Raw genomic sequence first — 23,150 nt, forward strand, 5'->3', positions numbered from 1 at the left:
GTCCGCATGTCCACCGGTACGAAACCTACTGTGATTCATCTGCTCCCGCATTTCCACTATGACACCGTTTATTTGAAAACGTATGACGATTATTTGCGCGATGCACTCGAGCACATCTATGAGGCTTTGCGAATTATGGAAACCGAGCCTTCATATACATTTATGATCGAGCAAATGATATTAGTCGAGGAATATTGGCGAAGGTTTCCCGAGCAGCGCGGGCTGCTGCGAAAGCTTGCCGCAGAAGGAAGAATGGAGATTGCCTGCGGGATGTACTGCATGCCGGACGTCAACTTGCCTTCGGGAGAGTCGTTTATGAAACAGGTGCAGGTCGGCAAGAAGCTGTGCCGGGAGCTGCTTGGCACAGACGTCCGGGTCGCGTGGATGTCGGACTGCTTCGGACATCATCCGCAGCTGCCGCAGCTGCTGGCGGAGACCGGGTATGAGATTTATGTGTTTTCCAGGGGAGCGGACGAAAAGATGCCCACCCCATTTCGATGGAAGGGCCTCGACGGCACGGATGTACGGGCACATCGCCTCCATGGGGGGTATGGATTGATCATGTTCTCCTCGAATGTGCAGAATGCATTGGAGCTGACTTTCGGGAAAGCGGGCAATGAGGAGACGATTCAACAGAAGGTCGATATGCTGCAGAACGTTACGGCCGTCGCTGGTCATTTGCTGCTTCCCAATGGAGGCGACATGGCCAGACCGCAGCGGGAAGCGGTAGCTGCGGTTCGCTTGTTTAACGAGCGATATGGGGGGGATTGGATGTCCGTACAGTTCTCAACGGTACAGACATTCCTCGATGCCGTGAAGGCGGACGCCCCAACCTTGCCAAGCTTTGAAGGCGACATCAATCCTGTTTTTCAAGGCACGTACAGCTCCAGAATGGGTATTAAGCTAAAGAACCGCGAATTGGAATGGAAACTGCAGGCGGTTGAGCGTTTACAAGCGGTATTGATGCTTAAGGGCATCGTCCACCAGCCCCTTGCCGAACTCAACATCCAAGAGGCATGGCAAGAGGTGCTTTACAATCAATTCCACGATATCATTTGCGGTACGATCCTGGACGAAGGGTACGTGGATACGATGGAGCGGTATAAAAGGGCTGATCGTCTTCTAAGGGATGGTGCTGCCATGCTGATGGATGGTATGGATGATCAAGCCAATGACCGGCTAATTGTATATGTTTTTAATCCATCCGGGTTCGTGCGTCAAGAGGTTATTGAGCTGGATATCGCTATCACAACCGCTGGAATCTTCGGAGTTCGCGTAACGGATAGGGAAGGAACCGAATTGCCGGTTACGTGCAGGATCCTCGAGTCAGACGACTTTGGCGCGCGTAAGCTGCGGATCGCTTATACCGATACGTTGAAGGCGATGACGCTTTCGACATACCGTTTGGAGCTGACAGGAGACGCTGCCGCCGATACTCGTGCTCAAAGCTACACGCTTCATGAAGCAAGCGACGGCTATGTATTCGAGAACCGATATATGAAACTGCATATCACTTCTAGTGGTGGCATTAAGCATTTTACATGCCGCTCGAACACGTCCGAAGCGGAACCTAATTGGGTGGAAGACGGAATGGAATGGAACGATATGATTCTGATGCGGGATCAAGGAGATTTATGGCTGTACGATGAGCCGATTTTGAATGGGGCTTATACGGGAGCTACTCCGGAGAACGGCCTCATCCGGTTGAAGGAACAGCTGCCTTATTCGCGAAGATGGCTGGGATCATCAAGCCGCTCGTCTGCGAGCATTCGGATTGAAGAAGAAGGGCCGGATCGGGTTATTCTTTGCAGTACCGGTGCCGTCTCTTTTTGGAATCATAAATTGGCCTATACGAAGCGTATCATTCTGGACGCGAAGGGAGATCGAGTGCGATTTTCCACATGTTTAACGGGTACCGGGAAGCAGTATCGGGTAATCGCGGCCTTTCCAACCAGCCTTCGTCAGCCGACGATGGTGCAGCAAATCCCGTTCGGTTATGTGAAGCGGGACGAAGGCGAGTTCCCAGCGCAGAATTGGAGCCGGTTCGCAAGCGGCGATGCTAGGCTGCTCATTTGCAACGCGGGTATTCCTGGCAACGGATTAGAGGGGGCTACAGCATGGCTGGCACTGACCCGATCTGCAGCAATGCCATACAAGGCGCCCTCCGACCTCGCTTATGAAGAGGGAGTTACGCATACCTACACCTATGAAATTTGTGCGCAGCATGCAGAAGGTGAAGAGGACTTCGCCGATTACGACCGAATGGCTGAGGCGCTGAACATGCGGCCGATTACAGTCATTCGAGCTTGCGGCAGGATAGCTGCTGTACAAGGTCCGCGCTCCGATACACCGGAAGTGGGAATCTCTTCCTTCCATTATTGCAGTGAGCAGAACGCCTGGATACTTCGTCTGTACGATGCGTCCGGTCATGGCGCAGCAGGAGCCATTCATTTTCCTGATTTAACGAATGACATCATTTCCGTCCAGGAACAGAACGCCATTCTGCAGCCAAAGGGCGAGCCCGTTTCGTACAACCATGACAGGGGATTAGAGGTTTCCCTTGGACCGTTTCAAATCCGAACATTTGCGATTAGTTGGGGACAGCAACGAACCAATTGACTGAATAGGAGGAATAGATGTATGCGCTTTAAAGATAAAGTCGTCCTTGTAACCGGAGGCAGCAAAGGAATGGGGCTCGCTGTCGCTCGGTTGTTCGCCCAAGAAGGAGCCGCGGTCGCCATCGTATCCATTGATGATGCTGCTCCTATTGCACGTGAGCTATGTGAACTCTCGGGACATTCAAGCGTAATCGCCTTCCAAGCGGATGTATCCAAGAGCGAGCAGGTCCTGTCTGCTGTTGTGCAGGCCGCGGATGCGTTAGGCGGAATTGATTTTTTAGTCAATAGCGCAGGCATACAACGTTATGGCGACGTGGTGGAGACGGATGAATCAATGTGGGATGAAGTGCTCGATGTGAATGTGAAAGGGATGTTTCTTTCCTCTAAATATTGCATACCGTACATGAGAGAACGGGGAGGCGGCGCTATTGTCCACGTATCCTCCGTGCAAGCCTATGCCTCCCAATCCAAGGTAGCCGCTTATACCGCTTCCAAAGGTGCGATCAATGCTTTGACGCGTGCGATGGCGGTCGATCATGCGGCGGACAACATTCGCGTTAACTGTGTATGCCCTGCTTCTGTCGATACGCCGATGCTGCGATGGTCGGCGGATTTATACAAAGGCGATTCCACACAAGATGCCGTCATTGCGTCATGGGGGGCGATGCATCCAATCGGCCGTGTAGGCAAGCCGGAGGAAGTGGCGGAGTTCGTCGCATTTCTATGCAGTGATAAAGCTAGCTTCATCACAGGAGCGGATTTCAAGATTGACGGCGGTTTATTAGCACAAATTGGCGTGAAATTGCCGGACTAACCGCAATCTGTATGGGGCGCTTCGTGGCCGCCGTTTGGTGCTGCAGCGAAACGCTGTAGGGGTGATGTACGGGCGTTGGCTCTACCATAGAGGTAGAGCCTTTTTATTTTGCAGTCTTGCAAAATATTATACGCATGAAACTCTTGAGCCGCGGCAGATCCATAGATAATTGGGATACAGGAATTCCATCGGCCCGAATAGGACATGGGATCATTGGGAAAAATAGGTGAAACTTTCCATTGCAGGAAGTGAGGGAGCCTTGATGAAAGTCGATCCGTCTCTGGATAACAACGAAAAGCTGCTGCAGGACATGCTATCCCATAGTTCCGACTTCAAATCGAGCTTTTTCCAATCGGGTGACCGCCGCTATAAGCTTTATTATCTAGAAACAATGATTGAACTTGATGTGGTCCAGGAACATATTATCCGTCCCATGCTTCAACAAACGGTTGAAGTAAGCCTTCGTGAAGCGGTGTCGGTTCTAGAACTTAGGGAGACGGAGATGCTGTCGGACGCGGTGAATGCTCTCGTTGAAGGGAAAACGGTACTTCAGATTGAGGGGGAAGCCAAGCTTTATCTGCTCGGAACGGAGCTTAAGAAAGAACGTGCGGTCAATCTTCCGGTTAACGAACGCGTACTGCGTGGATCCAACGAAGCCTTGATTGAAAACGTGAGCACGAATATTAATTTGCTGCGCAAAATGATTGCCACGCCAAATTTCGTCGTGAAATATTACCGGCTTGGCCGACGTTCGAATACGAAAGTAGCGTTACTCTACCTTCGTGAGCTTGCTAACGCGGAAGTTATTCAAGAATTCGAGCGCAGAATTGAAAGCATCGACATCGATTACGTCGAATCCCCCGGATTTATCCAAGAGCTGATTGAGGATCGGAAATTCTCTCTGTTTCCCCAATTGCTGATATCCGAAAGACCGGATCGCGTAAGATCCTACTTAATGAATGGCAAAATCGGGATACTCACTGACGGTTCGCCGGATTGTATTATCGTCCCCACTTCGTTCTGGGCGTTCTTGCAAACCCCGGATGATTATCAAATCGGTTGGCTGCTCGGGAGCACCTTCAGATTGCTTCGCATTATAAGCTTTCTTATTGCCATCAGCTTGCCAGGGGCGTATGTAGCTCTGGTCACTTTTGACCCCCGTGTGCTTCCGTTCGAAATTGCCCTTACCCTTCAAAGCTCTATGCAGTACGTTGCGATGCCCCCCGTTCTCGAAGCGATTTTCATGCTGGTCACCCTCGAAATATTGCGGGAAGCAACCGTCAGGCTAGCTAGTCCCATTGGGCAGACGATCGGGGTAGTTGGCGGTATCGTCATCGGAACGATCGTTGTCCAGTCGAATTTGGTGTCTACCATGATGGTCATCATCGTAGCATTTACAGCTGTTGCTTCATTTAGTATACCTTCTTACGAGATGAGCAGTGCCGCGCGTTTCCTATCCTATCCGTTCATTCTCATGTCCGCGATTTTCGGGCTGATCGGTTTAGAATTGTCATACCTGTTCGTACTGACGCATTTAGCCCGCTTGAATACGATGGGTATTCCTTACTTTTACTCTGGAATGAACAAAGATACGATCATGGATACGTTTTTTAGAGGGCCGATTGGGAGTCTGAAACAACGAGCCAAAGAAAGCTTAGCCAAGGATAAGACGAGAATTCGTATTCAAAGGGGAAAAAATGAATGATTCATCTGGAGAAACTCTCCTTAACCCAGCTTGTTAATCTCGTTATTTTGACCCAAGTCGGTGTTTCGGTCTTATCAATCCCCTTTGCAGAGTCCCGCCACGCCGGTTACGACTCGTGGATTTCTATAATCATCGGGGGGCTTGTAGCCCAGGCGGTTATTATAATCATCTATCTTCTCAGCACGAGGTACGGCGATCGGCCGCTGCCTCAATATATATTTAATATTGTCGGTAAGCCGATAGGCGTTCTGCTAAACGTCGCGATTGGATTATATTGTGCAGAATCCAGTCTTATGGTGATTATATCTTATACCGACGTGCTGAGCAGGTGGGTTTTAATCAGAACCCCCTGGTTTATATTAATCGGCATTTCGGTCATCATCGCCGCACATATTGCCTCTTCTTCTCTTCGGTCTATTGCGGTCATTACGCAGTCCATCATGATCATGTTTGTGGTCTGCTGGATCATCATATTCATCAGTGGCACAGGAAGTGGGGACATACGTCACTTTTTACCAATCGGCAGCCATGGTGTCAGCGCAATTATGAAAGATGCCTTACCTGCTTTTTGGGCTTATGCGGGTTATGAGCTTCTTTTGTACGTCTTCCCAACGTTAAGTTACCGGAAGAAGAAGGACGTTTTCATTGCGATGTCTGCCGCCAATGGATTTACAACCTTTTTTTACACCATAATAGCGGTCATTGTGACGTTTAACTTCAGCGAAAGTCAGCTAAAGGTGATCCCCGAGCCGATGGTCTTCATTCTCCGCCAGTTCAAATGGCCTGTTGTACAAAGCCTAGATATTGTATTCATGACAGTTTGGCTTTCCGTCACGACTGTAACGGCCTATGTGTACTTGTTCTTGTCAGCACGCTATTTGGCTTTCGCAACAGGGAAAGAAAAAGGAAACCACACGGTGATTGTGTGGTTGTTAGCTGTTATTTGCTTCCTGCTCGGCTTATGGGGCTCTGACCGCCAAGTCCTCTTTCAATTTTCCAGCTACCATAATATAGCCACGGTAATTGTTATAGCTGCTATACCAACACTACTATTGCTAGTTTCATTAGCAAGAGGAAAGACAGGTGTGCGATGAAGAAAGCAGCGATTAGTATGGTGTTACTATTATTTCTGACTGGTTGTTGGGATCGATTGCCGCTGCGCAACCTTCATATCATTGATATTGTCGGGGTTGATTATGACGAGAAGAAACAGAACGTCTTATTGAATTTTGTGGTTACCAAGCTGAATAAGGCCGGTCATGGGAGCGGTGAGCCCGCCTCGGAAGCAACGGAGCTCACCGGACCGAGTGTGGTTGAGGCGGTTGGGCAAGGGTCATATAAAGACCAAGGCCCCTTCATCGGGATAAACACGCGGCTCTTTCTAATCAGCGAAAGCTTCGCAAATCATAATCCTGTTCGGGAGCTTGCTTTTCTGCTCGATACTCCGTATACGACAATCAACTCGCCTATCGTTGTATATGAACAGAATGACCCCCCATTTTTCACGCAGATCCCTGACGCCCAAAAAGAAAAAACGAAAGAACTGGACGATTTCGTATTAACCTTGGAGACTTACGGCATTGTTTCCAACGTGACGATGATGCGTTTTCTTTTGTCCAAAGAAGATCCATTGGTAGATTACGCCCTGCCTTTGTTGAAAAGTGTCAATTCACGAATCGAGATGAATGGGGCGCTATTATTCCGCCAAGGTAACGGCACGGGGGTCAAGCTAAGCAACGAACAGGTTCGAGCTTTAATGCTTCTAGTAGGGAATGGAAATGCCATGCAGAAGCTGAAGGGATTCTCATCGAAATTTGATTATGGCCGGCAGCCAAGAACCGGTCACTTGAACGACATTAATTATGCATTTTTCACCAAAAAAGTGAGATCAAAGATCATTGTACTCCCGAAAGCGAAGGGTTTACCGGATATAAACATCAGTGTCAACATGCGTATAAGTGCAACTGAACTTGGAGAAAAAGGTCAAGCATTGAAGTCTGATTATGTAAACAAAATGGAAAAAGAACTTAGCGATCATTTAAGCGAAATGGCGGCTGATACGATCAAAAAATTACAAGAAGCGAATTCAGATGTGATCGGTATCGGGAAGGAATTAAAGGCATTCCATCCAAGCATATGGAAAGCATTGGAGTGGCGAAAGGATTATCCCCAATTGTTGATTGTACCTAAATTTGAAGTGAAAATCTTGAATACGGAGATCAAATGATTTATAAGATGAAGGTCATAATGGTAACGGCGAACGGATGGATTAAGGACGCAAGGGGTCCTCTTCCATCCGTTCCGTCTCTTCCGGGGCGAGCACGAGACCTGCTCCAAGAAAATTACGAAAACGCTAACATTAAGAACAATTGAAGACTATAAATCACAATTCAAACTCCTGTTTTAGGCGCGGGCACAGGTCTATAATACGAATTGTAAGCGGAACCAAAACAAAATGAGAGGGGTAGCAATGTGATGAAAAAATTCGTATCCGTAGCATTGGCCACAACCATGTCCTTATCGATTCTGGCTGCATGCGGAAGTGAAGGAGGAAGCGGCGCCGCTTCCGAGACTAAAAAGCCTGCGGCAACGGCTGCGGCCCAAGCGAGCGCCAATCCGAGCGATAACGTGAAAGGGAAGGTGACCTTCTTAACGAACCGGACCGATATGATCGATAAGGAGTATAAGGACTACGCCAAACGTTTTAAAGAAAAATATCCGAACGCCGACATTGAATTCGAAGCGATTCGGGATTATGACAAGAACGTAAAAGTGCGAATCTCTACCGGCGATTACCCGGATATCGTATTGATTCCGACGATCCCGAATGCCGATTTACCGAAATATTTCGCACCTTTGGACGATATGGGGCTGAACGATAAAATCTACTTCAAAGATTTCAAAGCGACCGGCGGCAAGCTCTACGGTATTGCTCAAGGTACCAATACCTCTGGTATCGTCTACAACAAGAAAGCTTTTGCGGAAGCGGGCATAACGGCCGTACCGAAAACACTGGACGAGTTCTATGCGGCCAGCGAGAAGTTGAAAGCAAAGGGCATGGTGCCGCTAGCCTCCAATTTCAAGGATAAGTGGCCTCTCAGCTCATGGGTGTGGGATTTGCCAACTTTGATCGCAGGCAATGCGGCCCTTGGCAACGATCGTGTGAAAAGCGACACGCCATATACGTTGGACGGCCCGTACGGCAAGTCGATGGGCATCTTAAAAACGATGCAGCAGAAGGGCTATTTGGAGCCGGACATTAACTCCACCAATTGGGAACAATCCAAGAAAGACGTCGCATCCGGCAAATTCGCGATGTACTACCTCGGGAACTGGGTTATTAACCAAGTCATTGAAAATGGCGCTAAATCGGAAGATATCGGCTTCTTCCCCATGCCTTTCGATAATTCCGGCAAAATGATGGCACCGCTTTCGCCAGACTGGTTCTACGGCGTCAATAAGAACAGCAAAAACCTTGAAACCGCAAAAGCATTCTTGAAGTGGCTTATTGTTGATTCCGGATATGACAATTTCGCAGGCTTCATTCCCGTACTTAAGGATAAACAGCCGGAGTTGAAACAATTGGTTGAATTCAAGAGCTACAACCCAACATTCCTCGAAGGTGTAGCGGACAGCGATCAAGCGGTAGCGACTCAAAATAAAGCGCAAATCGAGCCGCAAGCCATCGTTCAGGATTTCGTTCTGGGTGACAGCAAAGCCATATTCGATAAATATAACAAGCAGTGGGCAGACGCCAAAAAAGCGCTTGGATATTAATACCGAATCCATCAAATAGAGAAAAAGAAGAGGCTGATAAGGAGCAAAATGGATTACCGCATGGGTCATCCATTTTGCTTCCAACCAGCCGCTCGGAGAAGGAAGTGAGCTCTCAATGTTCAGTACGTTGTCGTACAAAACCCAGAAGTGGATCCTCATTATCGGTTTTTTGCTCGTCCCGATGACTCTGCTGTGCACGTTTACGTTTTATCCGGCTGTCAAACTGTTCTACTTGAGCTTTACCAACTGGGATGGGATCAGTCCGGATAAAAGCCTGATCGGTTGGGATAACTATGTGGAAGTATTCAACAATCCCAAGATTTTCGGCGTTTTTCTGAATCAAATTCCTTACTTTTTGGTGGGCGTCATTCAGAACATCGCCGCGCTTATTTTTGCCGTGATCCTAAACGGCAAATTGAAAGGGCGCAACTTTTTCAGGGTGATGATGTTTCTGCCGTTCATCATGAATGGCGTTGCCGTCGCCTTTATGTTTCAATTTGTTTTTGACACGACCAATGGGTCTCTGAATGCGCTGCTGGATGTGTTGGGTCTCGACATGCTGCAGACGAGTTGGCTCGGCAACAAGGACATCGTCAACTATTCTCTGGCGTCCGTGGGATTCTGGAGATTTATGGGATATAACATGGTTATATATATCGGTGCGCTGCAGGCGATTCCGGGAGATATTTACGAAGCCGCCACGATCGACGGCGCCAACGGTTACCGGCAATTCTGGCATCTGACGCTGCCTAATCTGACGAAAATCATTGAGCTCAATATGTTTTTAACGGTCAGCGGGGCTTTGTCCGTATTCGATCTGCCATTCGTGTTGACCGGAGGCGGGCCGGCCGGAGCATCCACGACCTTTGTCTTCAAAACGGTGGAGACGGCGTTCCAGTTTAACAACTACGGTTTGGCTTCTGCGATGAGTGTCATCCTGCTGCTGATTACCGTCGTGGTGCTGGGGATCCAAAGCAAAGTTATCAATCGAAAGGGGGAATAGGGCTTGAAAAAACAGCCTTGGCAAAGCGGAATTCAATATCTCGTCCTATTACTGGCGACCTTCGTCGTTGTGTTCCCGCCCTATGTGGTGCTGGTAAACGCGTTTAAAGATAAATCGGAATTCGGCACCGGCAGTCCCTTTGCCTTGCCCAAAAGTTTTACGAACCTTGATAATTTCAAGGTTGTATTTGAACGGGCGCATATGGACGAGGCATTGCTTAATACATTCATCATTATCGCAGCATCCCTGATCGGCAATGTCGTTCTCGGAACGATGGTAGCCTATGTGATTGGGCGCTTTCATTTTAGAGGCAAGAAGATGATCCTTGGTTCCTTTCTCGTCGCCACCATCATTCCTACCATTACGACTCAGGTGGCCGTGTTTTCTATTATCCAAAGTCTCCATTTGTTTAACACGTTATCGGCGCCGATCATCCTGTACATTGGAGCGGATGTCGTGCAAATCTACATTTACTTGCAATTTATCAAAAACATCCCCTATGAGTTGGACGAAAGCGCCATGATGGACGGTGCTTCGTTGTTCCGAATCTACTGGAACATCATGTTCCCGCTGCTCACTCCGGCTACGGCGACGCTCATTATTTTGAAGACGATCAACATTTATAATGATTTGTATATTCCATATTTATATATGCCGAAAGCCAAATTAGGCGTCGTATCGACCTCCATCATGCGTTTTGCCGGTATCAACCAAGCGGAGTGGAATTATATTTGCGCGGCCATTCTAATCATTATGATTCCGACTGTTCTTATGTATTTGTTGCTGCAAAAGTATATTTTCTCCGGGGTTACGAGCGGAGCCGTCAAGTCCTAATAGCTTCTCCATTAACTTGTAAGCCGGCATTATGATAAAATGGGGTGAAACGGCGATGAACGGAGAGTGAGCCTATGAAAGTCATGATCGTTGATGACGAAGAATTAATTCGCTTGGGGATCGCCAAGATTTTAAATAAATCCGAATTATCCGTTCAAATTGCGGGGTTATTCGCGAACGGCTATGAAGCCTACATGGAGATCAGCCGGCTTCAGCCCGGCGACCTGGACGTCCTGATCACGGATATCAAAATGCCGATCATGGACGGTTTACGGCTGATCGAGAAAGCCAAAGAGCGCTTGCCCGAATTGTTCGTTATCGTCATCAGCGGGTTCAATGAGTTTGAATATGCCCGTCAAGCTATGCGGTTCGGAGTTACGGATTATTTCCTGAAGCCGCTCGATAAATATGATCTGTTCCAGGTATTGACCCAAATAAGCCGTAAGTTGGACAACGACGGAATTGCTGAGGGGGAGGGCATCCCCAAGAAAGAAGGAGAGCCGGAGCATTATGTCATCGAGAGAATCAAACAGATGCTGGATAAGGAATTCGATAAAACGTTTGATTTGGACAAGATCGCAGAACGGGTAGAATTAAGTCCAAGCTATGTAAGCAAATTATTCCGTCAAGAAACGGGCTTGACCATCACGGATTATTTGATTTCGGTACGCTTGAACAAGGCGAAGCAGTTTTTGATCGATTACCCCCAATTGAAAAATTACGAAATCTCATCGATGCTCGGATATTCCGATCCGGTTTACTTCAATAAACTTTTTAAGAAAATGGTCGGCTTGACTCCGAAGGAATATAAGGAAAAGCACACGTAAGCGAGGATAAGTTACAAGATGAACCCGGGCGTCCTGTGCCCGGATTTTTTGTTTCCGCCACTAACAATTGTTGCGCATTGTAAGCGTTTATCATATCGCCTATAATCGGTTCAATAGGAAACGGAAAGGGGATCAATAATGAAACGGAAATGGCTGCGTGCAATCACTCCGCTAACGGCTGCGGCATTGCTATTATCCGGTTGTACGGGTACGGATACTTCGTCCCAACAGATGCCGGGTGGAAGCAGAACGAACGCCTCAAACACAGAAATGAGCGGTACCCTAACCGTCGTTACGAATCGTACGGATATGATCGATCGGACATATAAGGAATACGCGCGGCGGTTCCAAGAGAAATATCCGGCCATTCATATTCAATTCGAAGCCTTGCGCGACTATGATAAGAACATTAAAATTCGGCTCGCTTCTGGAGAAACCCCGGATGTTCTGCTGATCCCTTCCATCCCGAATTCGGATTTGGGCAAATTTTTCGCTCCGTTATCGGATGTGGAGCTGCAGGGAGACATTTATTTTCAAGATTTTAAAGACTATCAAGGTGTCACTTACGGCATCCCGTCCGGTGTAGCGGTAAGCGGCGTTATCTACAATAAAAAAGCATTCGAACAAGCGGGTATCGGCGAGGTGCCCAGAACGCTGGATGCCTTTTACGCCGTATGTGCCAAGTTAAAGCAAAGCGGAATCGTGCCGTTCGCATCCAACTTTAAAGACCGCTGGCCGCTGCAGTTCTGGTCGACCGATGTTCCTATGCTGCTGACAGGGAAGGCCGGGACGAAGAATGAATTGGCCGATACAGCGGCACCCTTCCAACCGGGCAATCCCTACGATACCTCCATGTCCATTATTAAAACCTTGTATGAGCAAGGGTTCCTGGAGCCGAATTTGAACGATACGAACTGGGAAGGGTCCAAAAGGGAATTGGCTGCAGGGAAAATCGGCATGATGCTGACGGGTAACTGGGCCATCAAGCAAATGATTGAAAACGGCGCGAAGCCGGAGGATATCGGCTTCTTCCCTTTCCCTGCGGATAATTCGGGCAAGCTCAAAGCGACGCGGTATCCGGACCGTTATTATGCGGTAGGCAAGAACAGCAAGCACCAAGCTGCGGCTAAAGCATTTATGAAATGGATGGTGGAAGAGTCCGGTTATGAGAATTATTCCGGATTCATTCCCGTGTTAAAGAATAGAAAGCCGGAATTGCCGCAATTGTTGGAGATGGACGCCTATCAGCCGGAATATGTGGAAGTTATTAAGGATACGGACCGACTCAGTCAAATCCTGAATAAGGCGCAGTTGGAAATGCCCGCGCTTGTGCAGGAATATATGCTCGGTACCCCTGCAGAGGTGCTCGAGAAATACAATCAGCAATGGGCTGGGGCCCGGCAATCGTTGAACATAAGCCCGTAGGCGGTGGGGGGAACCTGTTTTGGCTTACTTGAAATCTAGCAGCTTGAAGGTCTGGCACTCCTTTGCTAACAGCAGCATGAAGAAAAAATTGATTATTATTTTCGTTTTCCTGATTACATTGCCGCTCATGCTAACCAGCTACATTTCATTCCAGTATTACTCGAAGTCCATGCAAGAGAATACGCAGACTTACGTGCTGGGGACGACGTCCGAGCTGCTCGATAAGCTGGATGATTATATTTTGGACATCAAACGCATATCCGCGCTCCCCTTGTTTATGACGGACATGCAGGTGAAGCTGACGCAACCGGGACAAAGCATTGACAAGATGCGCAGTGTGGAGCATAACGTCCTTAGCATTAACAATATTAAGCAGGATACGACCTCCGTATATATAATCGATAATTACGATGAGCTGTACTATAACCTCAAGACGGACGGGGTGCGCCAAGATATCCGGGATAAAATTCCATATTGGAGACAATTGGCGAAGGAAGCCGACGGGCTCCCTGTCTTGCTGTCTACGCAAGAGGTTGCCTATTCATCCGGCAATAAAGATTATGTGTTTTCCGTTGTCAGAGAAATTCGGGATGCTGCCTCCATTGTCCCCATCGGCATGATTGTGTTCGACACCTCGGTCAGTGTCGTGGCCAAAACGATCCAAGAGTTGGACAGCATTACAAAGGGAAAATCGATGATTCTGGATCAGCAGAACCACGTCGTATATGACAGCGACCGGGCGTTCATTACGCAGAGTGCCGAAGGTTGGAATTTCTTCTCCAAGGTGGTGGGTGAACACGGAAGCTTTGCCGTTACGATGAACGGTATCGAGTATATTTGCACATATACGACTTCTTCGAAATCGGACTGGAAAATGCTGGCCTTCATTCCGGTCAAGGAAGTTACGGCCAAGGCTACCGTAACCCGGAATGTGACCATACTCGTCACGATCGGCATTACCGGCTTCGCGCTTATCGTTTCTATTGTCATCACTTATTTCCTGACGAACCCGCTTAGTAAAATATCGAGAATTATGAAGCAGGTGCAAAGCGGCAATATGAAAGTGAGGGTCCATGTCCGATATGCGGATGAAGTGGGGCTTCTGGGGAAACATGTTAATCAAATGCTGGAGAGGATCGACGAGCTCATCGAAGAAGTTGCCGACGGACGGCTGCGGAAGAAGGAAGCGGAAATGCGCGCACTTCAGAGCCAAATTAATCCGCATTTTATATATAATACGCTTGAGACGATCCGCATGATGGCGGAGCTGAACGATGACGACCGGGTAGCGGCGATGACGTATAATCTGGGTCAAATGCTGCGCTACAGCCTGACCAAAGGTGTCGAAGTCGGTACGGTTGCATCCGAGCTGGAGCATTTGGAGCACTATCTGTTTCTTCAAAACATGCGGTTCAACGATAAATTCACTTTAAAACTGGATGTGCCTGAATCTATTAAGCAGCTCCCCATGCTGAAGCTTGTGCTGCAGCCGGTCGTGGAAAATGCCATTTACCATGGTCTTGAGAAGCGTGAAGGTCCCGGGGAAATCGGCATTTCCGCTTATCATCTAGGGGAGGACACGTACTTTATTCTTAGTGACGACGGTGTCGGCATGAGCAAGGAGACCGTCTATAAGATGAATGACCGCTTCGATAAGCTTACTTACGATAAGGATGCTAAAGGCGGCATCGGACTGCAAAATGTCAATGAGCGCATCAAGCTCCATTACGGTTCCGATTGCGGTCTTCAAGTGGAGAGCAAGTTGGGGCAAGGCACCAAGGTGATGATGAAGATCCGAAATGATAAAGGATCAGCGTAAAAGGATCAAAGCGCTTGCTATATCATTTTAGTATTGAAAAGAGGGAAATAAGTATTGAGAAATGTACTAGTTGCAGACGATGATGCGAATATTAGGGCGCTGCTGCGATATGTCATGACAAGAGAAGGTTATCAAGTACACGAGGCGCAGGATGGCGTGGAAGCCGTCCGGTTGATGGAGGAAGCCTCAATTGATTTGGCGATCATCGATGTGATGATGCCTAGAATGGACGGATACGAGCTGTGTGATTATATAAGACAAAATTACGATGTGCCCATTATTATGCTTACTGCAAGGGATCAGCTCCCCGATAAGGAGCAGGGGTATCTTCGAGGTACGGACGATTATTTGACCAAGCCGTTCGAGCCGGAGGAACTCGTCTTCAGAGTCAAGGCCTTATTCCGACGCTACAATCGCGCTTCAAGTGACAGGATCCGTTTGAATAAAATCGTCATCGATCGGAAAAACTTTGAGGTTACCGACGGGCAATCCGTCTTCCTCCTGCCGATGAAAGAATTCGAATTGCTCTCGCAGTTGGCCCAGTATCCCGGGCGGCTGTTCTCACGTGATGAATTGATTCGCCTCGTTTGGGGAGCGGATTACGAAGGGGATGACAGGACCGTTGATGTCCATATCAAAAGGCTTCGCCAACGTTTCGCGGATTATACAGACGAATTCTCCATTCAGACCGTACGCGGGATCGGTTACAAAATGGAGGTGGTAAAACCATGAGATCGCTGTATATCCGTGTCTTCCTGCTGACGATAGCCGTCATGATCTTAAGCGGTCTGCTTGGTTTTCTCGCATCGAATATCTACTATCATGAGAAGCTTAAACCCTATAATGACGGCAAATTGACCGGAATTGCGGAGCAGATGAAGCAATATTTGGAGACGGCATCTGTGGACATGGAGTTATACCTTCAGAATGTCGGGGCTCTTGGATATCAAATCTATTTGACGGACGGTCAAGGGGACGAGCGCTTCTATGGACGCGCTTTCCGTGAACATGATTTGGACGGGCAGGCCCCCAATTTGGTGCTTCACGGCACTCTGTACCACGGTGTTGCCAACTTCCCGGTCAAGCCGTTTGTCACCGGTTTCTTCGATAACCGGTCAAGCAATACGGTCGGGTTTCTCGTTCATGCCCATAATCGGGATTATGCCTTATTCATGAGGCCGGATGTGATCCTGCAATTCGGCGAATTGCGCATTTTCTTCGCATTAATCGGCTTGCTGTCAGTTGCCATTAGCATCATCTTCTTCTTATTCAGCACAAGATATCTGGTAAGGCCGATTACTCGCTTATCCGAGGCAACGAAGCTAATTGCCAAAGGAAACTACAACCTTCCCTTATCGACCCAAAGACGTGATGAAATCGGGCAATTGTCCGAACATTTCCGGACTATGAGCCGTGAGTTGGAGCGTGTGGATCAAGCACGCCAACAATTCGTATCGAATGTATCGCATGAAATTCAATCTCCGCTCACCTCGATTCAAGGGTTTGCTAAAGTGTTAGCTGAGAGGGAGCTCCCGAAGGAAGAGCGTGAGCACTATGCGTCGATTATTGAAAACGAAAGCCGCCATCTCTCTTTACTCAGTAAACAATTGCTTCTGCTATCATCCTTAGAACAAGGGCAAGAGGTACTGCAGATGAAGAAGTTCTCACTGCGAGGTCAAATTCGCCAAGCGGTTCAAGTTCTGCAATGGCAGCTTGAGGAGAAGGAGCTGCTGCTGAAAATATCCGTACCTGATACCATCCAGCTGGACGGAGACGAGGTCTTGCTTATGCAAGTTTGGATGAACTTGCTTAGCAATGCAGTGAATTATATTCCTAAAGGAAGAAATATCGATATCTTTGCCGAGCAATCCCATTCACACTGTAAGATTTATTTTCAGGATACAGGCAATGGCATTGCTGCAGAGCACATACCTTTCTTATTTGACCGGTTTTATCGGGTGGATCGTGCGCGGGAACGTTCTTCCGGGCGAACAGGGCTCGGGCTGGCCATTGTAAAGAAAGTAGTCCAGCTGCACGGCGGTAACATCGAGGCGACTAGTTCGACAGAAGGAACCCTATTTACCGTGACACTGCCTCAACTGTAACCTGTTGTTCATTCTCCGTTCATTTTCGCTTCCTATACTTTGGTCATAACAAAGGAGGGAAGTTTCATGTATCTTGCTATTCGAGAAATGAGATTTGCTAAAGCTCGCTATCTGTTAATCGCAACCATTATGGTGCTTATTGCATTTCTTGTTCTGTTTGTCACCGGTCTTGCACAGGGACTTGCGTACGACAACGCTGCTTCTGTGAAGAATATGGATGCAACCCATTTTCTCGTGGAGCAGGATTCCAATCACCGCTTCACCCGATCGCAAGTCGATCAGCAGGTGCTTGATAAGACTAGCTCAATCGTAGGGGGAGAGAATGCAGAGCCGCTTAGTTTGAAAATGACGACGGTCACTCCATCCGGTAAAACGGAAAAAGTAGATGCTACCCTATTCGCCGTTAATCTCGGTGGTTGGCTGGCGCCGGCCGTAACCGAAGGTTCCTCCATCTCGAACCAGACGGATGGATATGTTCTTGTTGATCATAAATTGAAGGATGCCGGTGTGCAAATCGGTACAACCTTAATCGATCAAGCATCGGGAGTAAGCTGGGTCGTTAGCGGATTTGTGAAAAACGAATCATTCAGCCATACACCGGCTATTTTTCTAAATAAACAGGATTGGAGTCGTTATCAGGCGCTGACAAGTCGGCCAGGAACGGAAGCGGCAGACAGTCAGGTTTATAATGCGATTGCCATGAAAGCCTCAAAGGACCAAGTGAAGGAGCTTCAGGCCGCGCTGCCCGATTCGGAAGTGATCATGAAGTCTGAGGCCATATCGGCGATTCCCGGTTACAAAGAAGAGCAAGGTTCGCTTATGATGATGCTTTTTTTCTTGTTTGTGATTTCTGCGTTCGTACTGGCTGTATTTTTCTATGTCGTCACCATCCAGAAAACAAGTCAATTTGGTATTTTGAAAGCGATTGGTACACGAACGGCTTACTTAGCCGGAAGTGTGACTCTCCAGGTGTTCATCCTATCGGTTGGAAGTTTGGTGATCAGCGTGCTGTTGGTCCAATTGTTTGAAGCCGTGCTGCCGAGCTCGATGCCATTTCAATTAGGAATCACAACCTTAGCGCTTACCTGTCTATCCTTTGTAACGATGTCTCTGGCCGGGTCTCTATTCTCCGTATGGAAGGTCGCCAGCATTGACGCCTTGGATGCGATTGGGAGGACAGCGGCATGAGAAACAGACTTATCTTACAAGAAGTCACTCGAACATTTAAAGATGGCGGTAATGAAAGAATGATTTTGAATCAGCTTAACCTGGAGGTTGCAGAGGGTGAGTTGGTCGCAGTCATGGGTCCTTCGGGGTCGGGCAAAAGTACATTCCTATCCATAGCCGGAGCACTGCTTGAACCTACCGGCGGGCGTGTTCTGCTCGATGGGGAATCGATCGGCGGTAAAGACAAGCAAGAACTTTCGGAGCTTCGGCTTCGGAAGATCGGATTCATCTTTCAAAGCGCCAATTTGATTCCCTATTTAAAAGTCGAAGAGCAGCTCATTCTAGTCGCCAAGCTTGCCGGCATGGACAAGGCAAAGGCCGCCAAACGGGCAAAAGAGCTGCTGGATGAGGTTGGATTATCCCACCGGCGAACGGCGTATTCGGAGAAGCTATCCGGGGGTGAACGACAGCGGGTAGCGATCACAAGAGCCTTAATGAATGACCCCGCTGTCCTGTTCGCAGATGAGCCTACAGCAAGCTTGGATGCAGCAAGGGGGCTTGATGTCGTCCGTATGATCGCGAAGCAGGTAAAGTCCCGGCGGAAAAGTGCGGTAATGGTTACACATGATGACCGGGTACTGCCGCTGTGTGATCGAGTGCTTTATCTAGAGGATGGGAAATTCATCAAAAAATACTAAGGTAGTAATGATTTAGGGAGTTCCAACTTTGGACCTCTCTTTTTTATTATTATCGTTAGGTTGGTAACGATTGACATCATAAAGAGATCGACATATTATAAAATTAATACATGAACACATAATCATATATTAATAATGAGGAGTATGATCTCGGATGTCTTCAAAAACCTCTTGTTGTAGTAATGAAGGCCAACATAACAATCAACATCATGGCGACTCGTGTTGTGGAAATACATCGGGTGATATAGTTAATCGAACCGTAACGCTTGAGGGGATGCATGGTGCGGATTGCGCAGTGAAGCTGGAGAGATCTGTATCCCGGATCCAGACACAATCGCAAACAAATCAAACTTCTGTCTATCGGATTGACGGGATGGATTGTGCGGATTGTGCGCTTAAATTAGAGAAGCGGGTTGGATCGCTTCCGGCTGTTCATCAGGTAACGGTGAACTATGGAGCGGCTAAGATGACCGTTGAGCATGACGGAACAGCGTCACAAAGCATTATGCAGACGGTACAACAGGCAGGATATACGGCCATGCTAGATGCTGGGGGCGCGCGGCCAACGGATGAAGTAAGCTTCTGGAGGCGGAATAAGAAGGTTCTTCCTACATGTGCATCAGGGCTATTGTTTGCCATCGCTTGGGGGTTATCATGGGGAGCCTTCCTAGATGAGATCTACTCTACGATATTATATGCTGCAGCTATCGGTATTGGCGGATTCCGCATGGCTAGAACAGGATTTTATGGCTTAAAGTCACGTACAATCGGAATGGATCTGCTCATGACAGTTGCAGCAGCGGGAGCTGCGCTTATCGGACAGTGGGAGGAAGGGGCAGCCGTTGTCTTTCTGTTCTCCTTGGGTGAAACCTTAGAAGCATACACAATGGATCGGACCAGAAAGTCAATCCGCGGGCTGATGGATTTATCTCCGAAAGAAGCTTTAGTTCGCAGAGAGGGTCATGAGTCTATGATGGGGATTGAGGATATCCGAATCGGTGATACGGTGATTATCAAGCCGGGTGAGAAAATAGCGGTGGACGGAGTCATTATCAAAGGCGCTTCATCGATAAATCAGGCCCCAATTACCGGGGAATCGATCCCTGTGGACAAAGCTGGCGGGGATGAGGTCTATGCCGGGACTATGAACCAACAAGGAGCAATTGAAGTTGAGGTAACGAAGCTGTCCAAAGACAATACATTGTCCCGAATTATTACAATGGTTGAAGATGCGCAGGCGCAGAAAGCTCCTTCTCAACGGTTTGTCGATACTTTTTCTAAATATTACACCCCGGCAGTTCTGATTCTTGCAGTTGGAATTGCCGTCATACCTCCCGTATTTTTGGCACAGCCCTTTCATACATGGATTTATCGCTCACTGATGATGTTGGTTGTATCTTGCCCTTGTGCCTTGGTCATCTCCACCCCCGTTTCTATTGTGTCTGCAATTGGAAACGCGGCGAGAAACGGTATCCTCATTAAAGGCGGAGCCCATTTAGAAAGATTAGGGGCCGTTTCCGTTGTAGCTTTTGATAAAACAGGTACTTTGACCGCGGGAATGCCGCAAGTAACAGCCATTATTGCCCTGGATGGGCAGACAGAGGAAGAAGCTTTATCTATAGCAGCAGGTATGGAGTCTTCATCTGAACACCCTGTGGCTGAGGCCATTGTTCGGTTCGCAAAGCAGAAAGGCATACAGAGTAAAGATATTTCATCTTTTACTTCAGTAACCGGCCGGGGGGTTAAGGCCACCGTTCAGGGCGAGGGGTATTTCATTGGCAGTCCAAAATGGTTCGCTGACGATTTGAATGTTTCAATGGATGGGGTCCATACACAAATAAATCACCTAGAGCAACAAGGACAAACGGTTATGATGCTGGGGACAAGGGAGCGGCTAATCGCTATGATTGCTGTAGCGGACGAGGTTCGTCCTAATAGCAAGTCCACACTTGAGCAATTAGGGAATATTGGAATTAAGAAAACGATCATGTTAACCGGGGACAATCGCGGAACCGCTCAGGCCGTCGCTGCAAAGCTCGGAGGAATCGAATATGACGCCGAGCTGCTCCCGCAAGACAAGGTTTCTTCGGTCAAACAATTAATGACGAATTATGGTCATGTAGCCATGCTTGGAGATGGAGTAAATGACGCACCTGCTTTAGCGACAGCGACTGTCGGTATCGCCATGGGTGCCGCGGGAACGGATACGGCTTTAGAGACAGCAGATGTGGCTTTAATGGCGAATGACCTATCCAAATTGCCCTATGCGATAAGGTTAAGCCGGCGAGCATTGAGAATTATTAAACAGAATATTGCTTTCTCCCTGCTCATCAAAGTTGTTTTCCTGGTTATGATCTTTCTGGGAACCTCAACGCTATGGATGGCCGTATTGGCGGATACAGGGAGCTCACTTCTCGTTATTGCTAACGGGATGAGATTACTACAGAAGAACAAACCATTGTCGTGAACGTGAATACGCAGACATGAGGAAATAAAGATTGTTCGAGTATTTGAATGCTTTTCTGTTATAATGTAAAGTAAATCGTAAGTTTTATCCTCAGAAAGCGAGAAGGTATATGGAAGAGATCTTATCGAAAACCGTACAAGATCAATGTGATGACACCTGTCATGGAACTTCTAATATTGACGTACTGAAAGAACAATTAATAACGGACCAGATCGTCGGTGGGCTGGCAGAGGTGTTCAAAGCACTTGGCGACCCGACAAGACTTAAAATTATTCACACTTTGTTGAATAATGAGCTGTGTGTGCATGATATTGTACAAGTGTTAGGAATGGGCCAATCCGCTATTTCTCATCAATTAAGATATTTACGGAATTTGCGAATTGTCAAACGGCGTAAAGTTGGTAAAACCGTATATTACTCCCTGGATGATGAACATATCGAGCAAATTTTTGTCCAAATGCTTCAACATGTGAAACACAATTAAAGGGATATGGCACCCAAATCGGGTGCCTTTTTTATGTTTATCGTTTGTTCACAATTAGATAAACAAAGTGAAGGCGAGGCTTCGTATGAAGTAATGATTGTGCAAAATCTGAGGTCTGCAACAATCACCATTCAACGATCGTTAGAAAGTTATCGAGGTACCATTCATTTTTCAACGCAAGAGAACAGGGTAGCTTTCTTCGTTACAATTCCGCTAAAAGAATAAAAAATAGATACCCATCCAGGTGTCGTTTCTACATTCTGCAGATGTCTTTGGGACAATTCTCACAATGACAAATGTCACGAAGGTAGGGAAGATCGTTCACGATGATGTGACCGTTCTCGATGTGGATGGCATTTGCTTTGCGGAGTTCGCTTAGCATTCGATTTACACTCTCTCTTGTAGCGCCGATCATATCGGCAAACTCTGTATTCGTATGGGTCTTGGTGATCAAGATTCGATGATCTTGTTCAAGACCATAGGAATTAGCCAATCTGATGAGCAGTGAACATAATGCACCGTGTTTACCGAACATCATGAGATCACGGAATTTGGTCTGCGTCATGCGGTGAACAAGTCCCATCCACTTCATGAATTCAATGGCCAAATCGCCATTCTGCCAAAGCAAAACTTCCAAATCCTTCTGCAAGATAGCCCCAATGACACTATCCTCGATAACTTCTGCATTAAAAGCATGAACCGATTGGTGAAAAGGGTCTACTTGACCGAACATATCGCCCTCTTGGTACATGTACAAAATAAAATGCCGGCCTTCATCTGAAGTCTTCGTCAGTTTCACTCTTCCGCTCTTGATAAAGATCAGCTTGTCAGCGGGATCTCCCTCCCAGAAGAGATGCGATCCTGATGTGACCTTAGACTCGTACATGATTTGCTGTAGTTTAACTAAATTATCGGCGGAGAAGCATTCCGTATTCCGGACGCCAACTTCTTCGCGCAAAGAACCATTTCCGTTCATTCGAACCATCACTCCTATCCCCAAGCCGTTCATTCAGTATATCCATATGACAAAACGTTCGATGTGATTTATGTCACAACCGGCACCGCGGAGGTGTGACATTTTTCACACGGGCCAACGATCTTATAATAAATAAAAACCAGCAGTGCCGAAGTGATTCCAGCACTACTGGTTTGGTTTTGCAGAGTGAGTCATAGCAGGTACTCCTCTTGAAGGCCAACTTGATGCAGATACTTCATCGTATGCTCAGGGCCAGTCTGTGGTTCGAATGGCGGTTGGGTGATGAGTTCTTTCTCCTCATCTTGCAGCCCACCGGTTCTTTCGGCAAAAAATTTACCATACTCGCAGCAGAAATCATCTCGCAAGGCCTCTAAATGCTCGTTATGCAGGGTCGTCATAGTAATCACTCCTTCTCTCTTGGATGATTCCAT

General features: G+C 47.6%; 19 protein-coding genes. 17 read left to right on the forward strand and 2 right to left on the reverse strand.

Annotation, left to right across the window (positions count from 1 at the left end; translation table 11 throughout):
* The first annotated feature begins 6 nt into the window (after positions 1 to 6).
* From J2X61_RS15015 to J2X61_RS15095, 17 genes are all read left to right on the forward strand, one after another.
* Positions 7 to 2,619, forward strand: a complete 2,613-nt coding sequence (locus J2X61_RS15015; protein WP_310188716.1) for a glycoside hydrolase family 38 N-terminal domain-containing protein — start codon at positions 7 to 9, stop codon at positions 2,617 to 2,619.
* A 21-nt stretch (positions 2,620 to 2,640) separates the two neighbouring features.
* Complete coding sequence (locus J2X61_RS15020) at positions 2,641 to 3,432, forward strand: SDR family NAD(P)-dependent oxidoreductase (protein WP_310188719.1); 792 nt, start codon at positions 2,641 to 2,643, stop codon at positions 3,430 to 3,432.
* 262 nt (positions 3,433 to 3,694) lie between these two features.
* A complete protein-coding gene (locus tag J2X61_RS15025) occupies positions 3,695 to 5,137 on the forward strand; it encodes a spore germination protein (RefSeq protein ID WP_310189076.1) in 1,443 nt (480 codons plus the stop codon).
* Positions 5,134 to 6,231: a GerAB/ArcD/ProY family transporter gene (locus J2X61_RS15030; RefSeq protein ID WP_310188721.1), complete on the forward strand. Its 1,098-nt coding sequence runs from the start codon at positions 5,134 to 5,136 to the stop codon at positions 6,229 to 6,231. Before J2X61_RS15025 ends, J2X61_RS15030 begins: the two co-directional genes overlap by 4 nt.
* A complete protein-coding gene (locus J2X61_RS15035; protein ID WP_310188723.1) occupies positions 6,228 to 7,364 on the forward strand; it encodes a Ger(x)C family spore germination C-terminal domain-containing protein in 1,137 nt (378 codons plus the stop codon). The genes J2X61_RS15030 and J2X61_RS15035 overlap by 4 nt, the downstream gene beginning before the upstream one ends.
* Positions 7,365 to 7,612: 248 nt before the next feature.
* A complete protein-coding gene (locus J2X61_RS15040; protein WP_310188726.1) occupies positions 7,613 to 8,914 on the forward strand; it encodes an ABC transporter substrate-binding protein in 1,302 nt (433 codons plus the stop codon).
* Between the two features lie 115 nt (positions 8,915 to 9,029).
* Positions 9,030 to 9,917 carry a carbohydrate ABC transporter permease gene (locus J2X61_RS15045; protein ID WP_310188729.1) on the forward strand — a complete coding sequence of 296 codons (888 nt, stop codon included), beginning with the start codon at positions 9,030 to 9,032 and terminating at the stop codon, positions 9,915 to 9,917.
* Between the two features lie 3 nt (positions 9,918 to 9,920).
* The gene (locus J2X61_RS15050) at positions 9,921 to 10,751 is read left to right on the forward strand and encodes a carbohydrate ABC transporter permease (RefSeq protein ID WP_310188732.1); all 831 of its coding nucleotides are present in this window, start codon (positions 9,921 to 9,923) and stop codon (positions 10,749 to 10,751) included.
* Positions 10,752 to 10,825: 74 nt separating this feature from the next.
* The gene (locus J2X61_RS15055; protein ID WP_310188735.1) at positions 10,826 to 11,578 is read left to right on the forward strand and encodes a response regulator transcription factor; all 753 of its coding nucleotides are present in this window, start codon (positions 10,826 to 10,828) and stop codon (positions 11,576 to 11,578) included.
* Positions 11,579 to 11,716: 138 nt separating this feature from the next.
* Positions 11,717 to 13,003 (forward strand): ABC transporter substrate-binding protein, encoded by a 1,287-nt coding sequence (locus tag J2X61_RS15060; protein WP_274467523.1) that lies wholly within the window; start codon positions 11,717 to 11,719, stop codon positions 13,001 to 13,003.
* Between the two features lie 19 nt (positions 13,004 to 13,022).
* Complete coding sequence (locus tag J2X61_RS15065) at positions 13,023 to 14,822, forward strand: sensor histidine kinase (RefSeq protein ID WP_310188738.1); 1,800 nt, start codon at positions 13,023 to 13,025, stop codon at positions 14,820 to 14,822.
* A gap of 54 nt (positions 14,823 to 14,876) precedes the next feature.
* The gene (locus J2X61_RS15070) at positions 14,877 to 15,554 is read left to right on the forward strand and encodes a response regulator transcription factor (protein ID WP_310188740.1); all 678 of its coding nucleotides are present in this window, start codon (positions 14,877 to 14,879) and stop codon (positions 15,552 to 15,554) included.
* Positions 15,551 to 16,927, forward strand: a complete 1,377-nt coding sequence (locus J2X61_RS15075; RefSeq protein WP_274467527.1) for a sensor histidine kinase — start codon at positions 15,551 to 15,553, stop codon at positions 16,925 to 16,927. The genes J2X61_RS15070 and J2X61_RS15075 overlap by 4 nt, the downstream gene beginning before the upstream one ends.
* Positions 16,928 to 16,993: 66 nt before the next feature.
* Positions 16,994 to 18,115 (forward strand): ABC transporter permease, encoded by a 1,122-nt coding sequence (locus tag J2X61_RS15080; RefSeq protein ID WP_274467528.1) that lies wholly within the window; start codon positions 16,994 to 16,996, stop codon positions 18,113 to 18,115.
* A complete protein-coding gene (locus J2X61_RS15085; RefSeq protein ID WP_274467529.1) occupies positions 18,112 to 18,792 on the forward strand; it encodes an ABC transporter ATP-binding protein in 681 nt (226 codons plus the stop codon). Before J2X61_RS15080 ends, J2X61_RS15085 begins: the two co-directional genes overlap by 4 nt.
* A gap of 274 nt (positions 18,793 to 19,066) precedes the next feature.
* The gene (locus J2X61_RS15090) at positions 19,067 to 21,259 is read left to right on the forward strand and encodes a heavy metal translocating P-type ATPase (RefSeq protein WP_396135453.1); all 2,193 of its coding nucleotides are present in this window, start codon (positions 19,067 to 19,069) and stop codon (positions 21,257 to 21,259) included.
* A 109-nt stretch (positions 21,260 to 21,368) separates the two neighbouring features.
* The gene (locus tag J2X61_RS15095) at positions 21,369 to 21,743 is read left to right on the forward strand and encodes an ArsR/SmtB family transcription factor (protein ID WP_274467531.1); all 375 of its coding nucleotides are present in this window, start codon (positions 21,369 to 21,371) and stop codon (positions 21,741 to 21,743) included.
* Between the two features lie 253 nt (positions 21,744 to 21,996).
* On the opposite strand, the gene J2X61_RS15100 is transcribed toward J2X61_RS15095, so the two are convergent.
* Together J2X61_RS15100 and J2X61_RS15105 are read right to left on the reverse strand one after the other, a co-directional pair.
* The gene (locus J2X61_RS15100) at positions 21,997 to 22,719 is read right to left on the reverse strand and encodes a Crp/Fnr family transcriptional regulator (protein ID WP_310188752.1); all 723 of its coding nucleotides are present in this window, start codon (positions 22,717 to 22,719) and stop codon (positions 21,997 to 21,999) included.
* 191 nt (positions 22,720 to 22,910) lie between these two features.
* A complete protein-coding gene (locus J2X61_RS15105; protein ID WP_310188754.1) occupies positions 22,911 to 23,117 on the reverse strand; it encodes a hypothetical protein in 207 nt (68 codons plus the stop codon).
* Between the last annotated feature and the right edge of the window lie 33 nt (positions 23,118 to 23,150).

This window comes from Bacillus sp. 3255 (assembly GCF_031456485.1).
In the GTDB taxonomy this organism is placed as follows: Bacteria; Bacillota; Bacilli; order Paenibacillales; family NBRC-103111; genus Paenibacillus_E.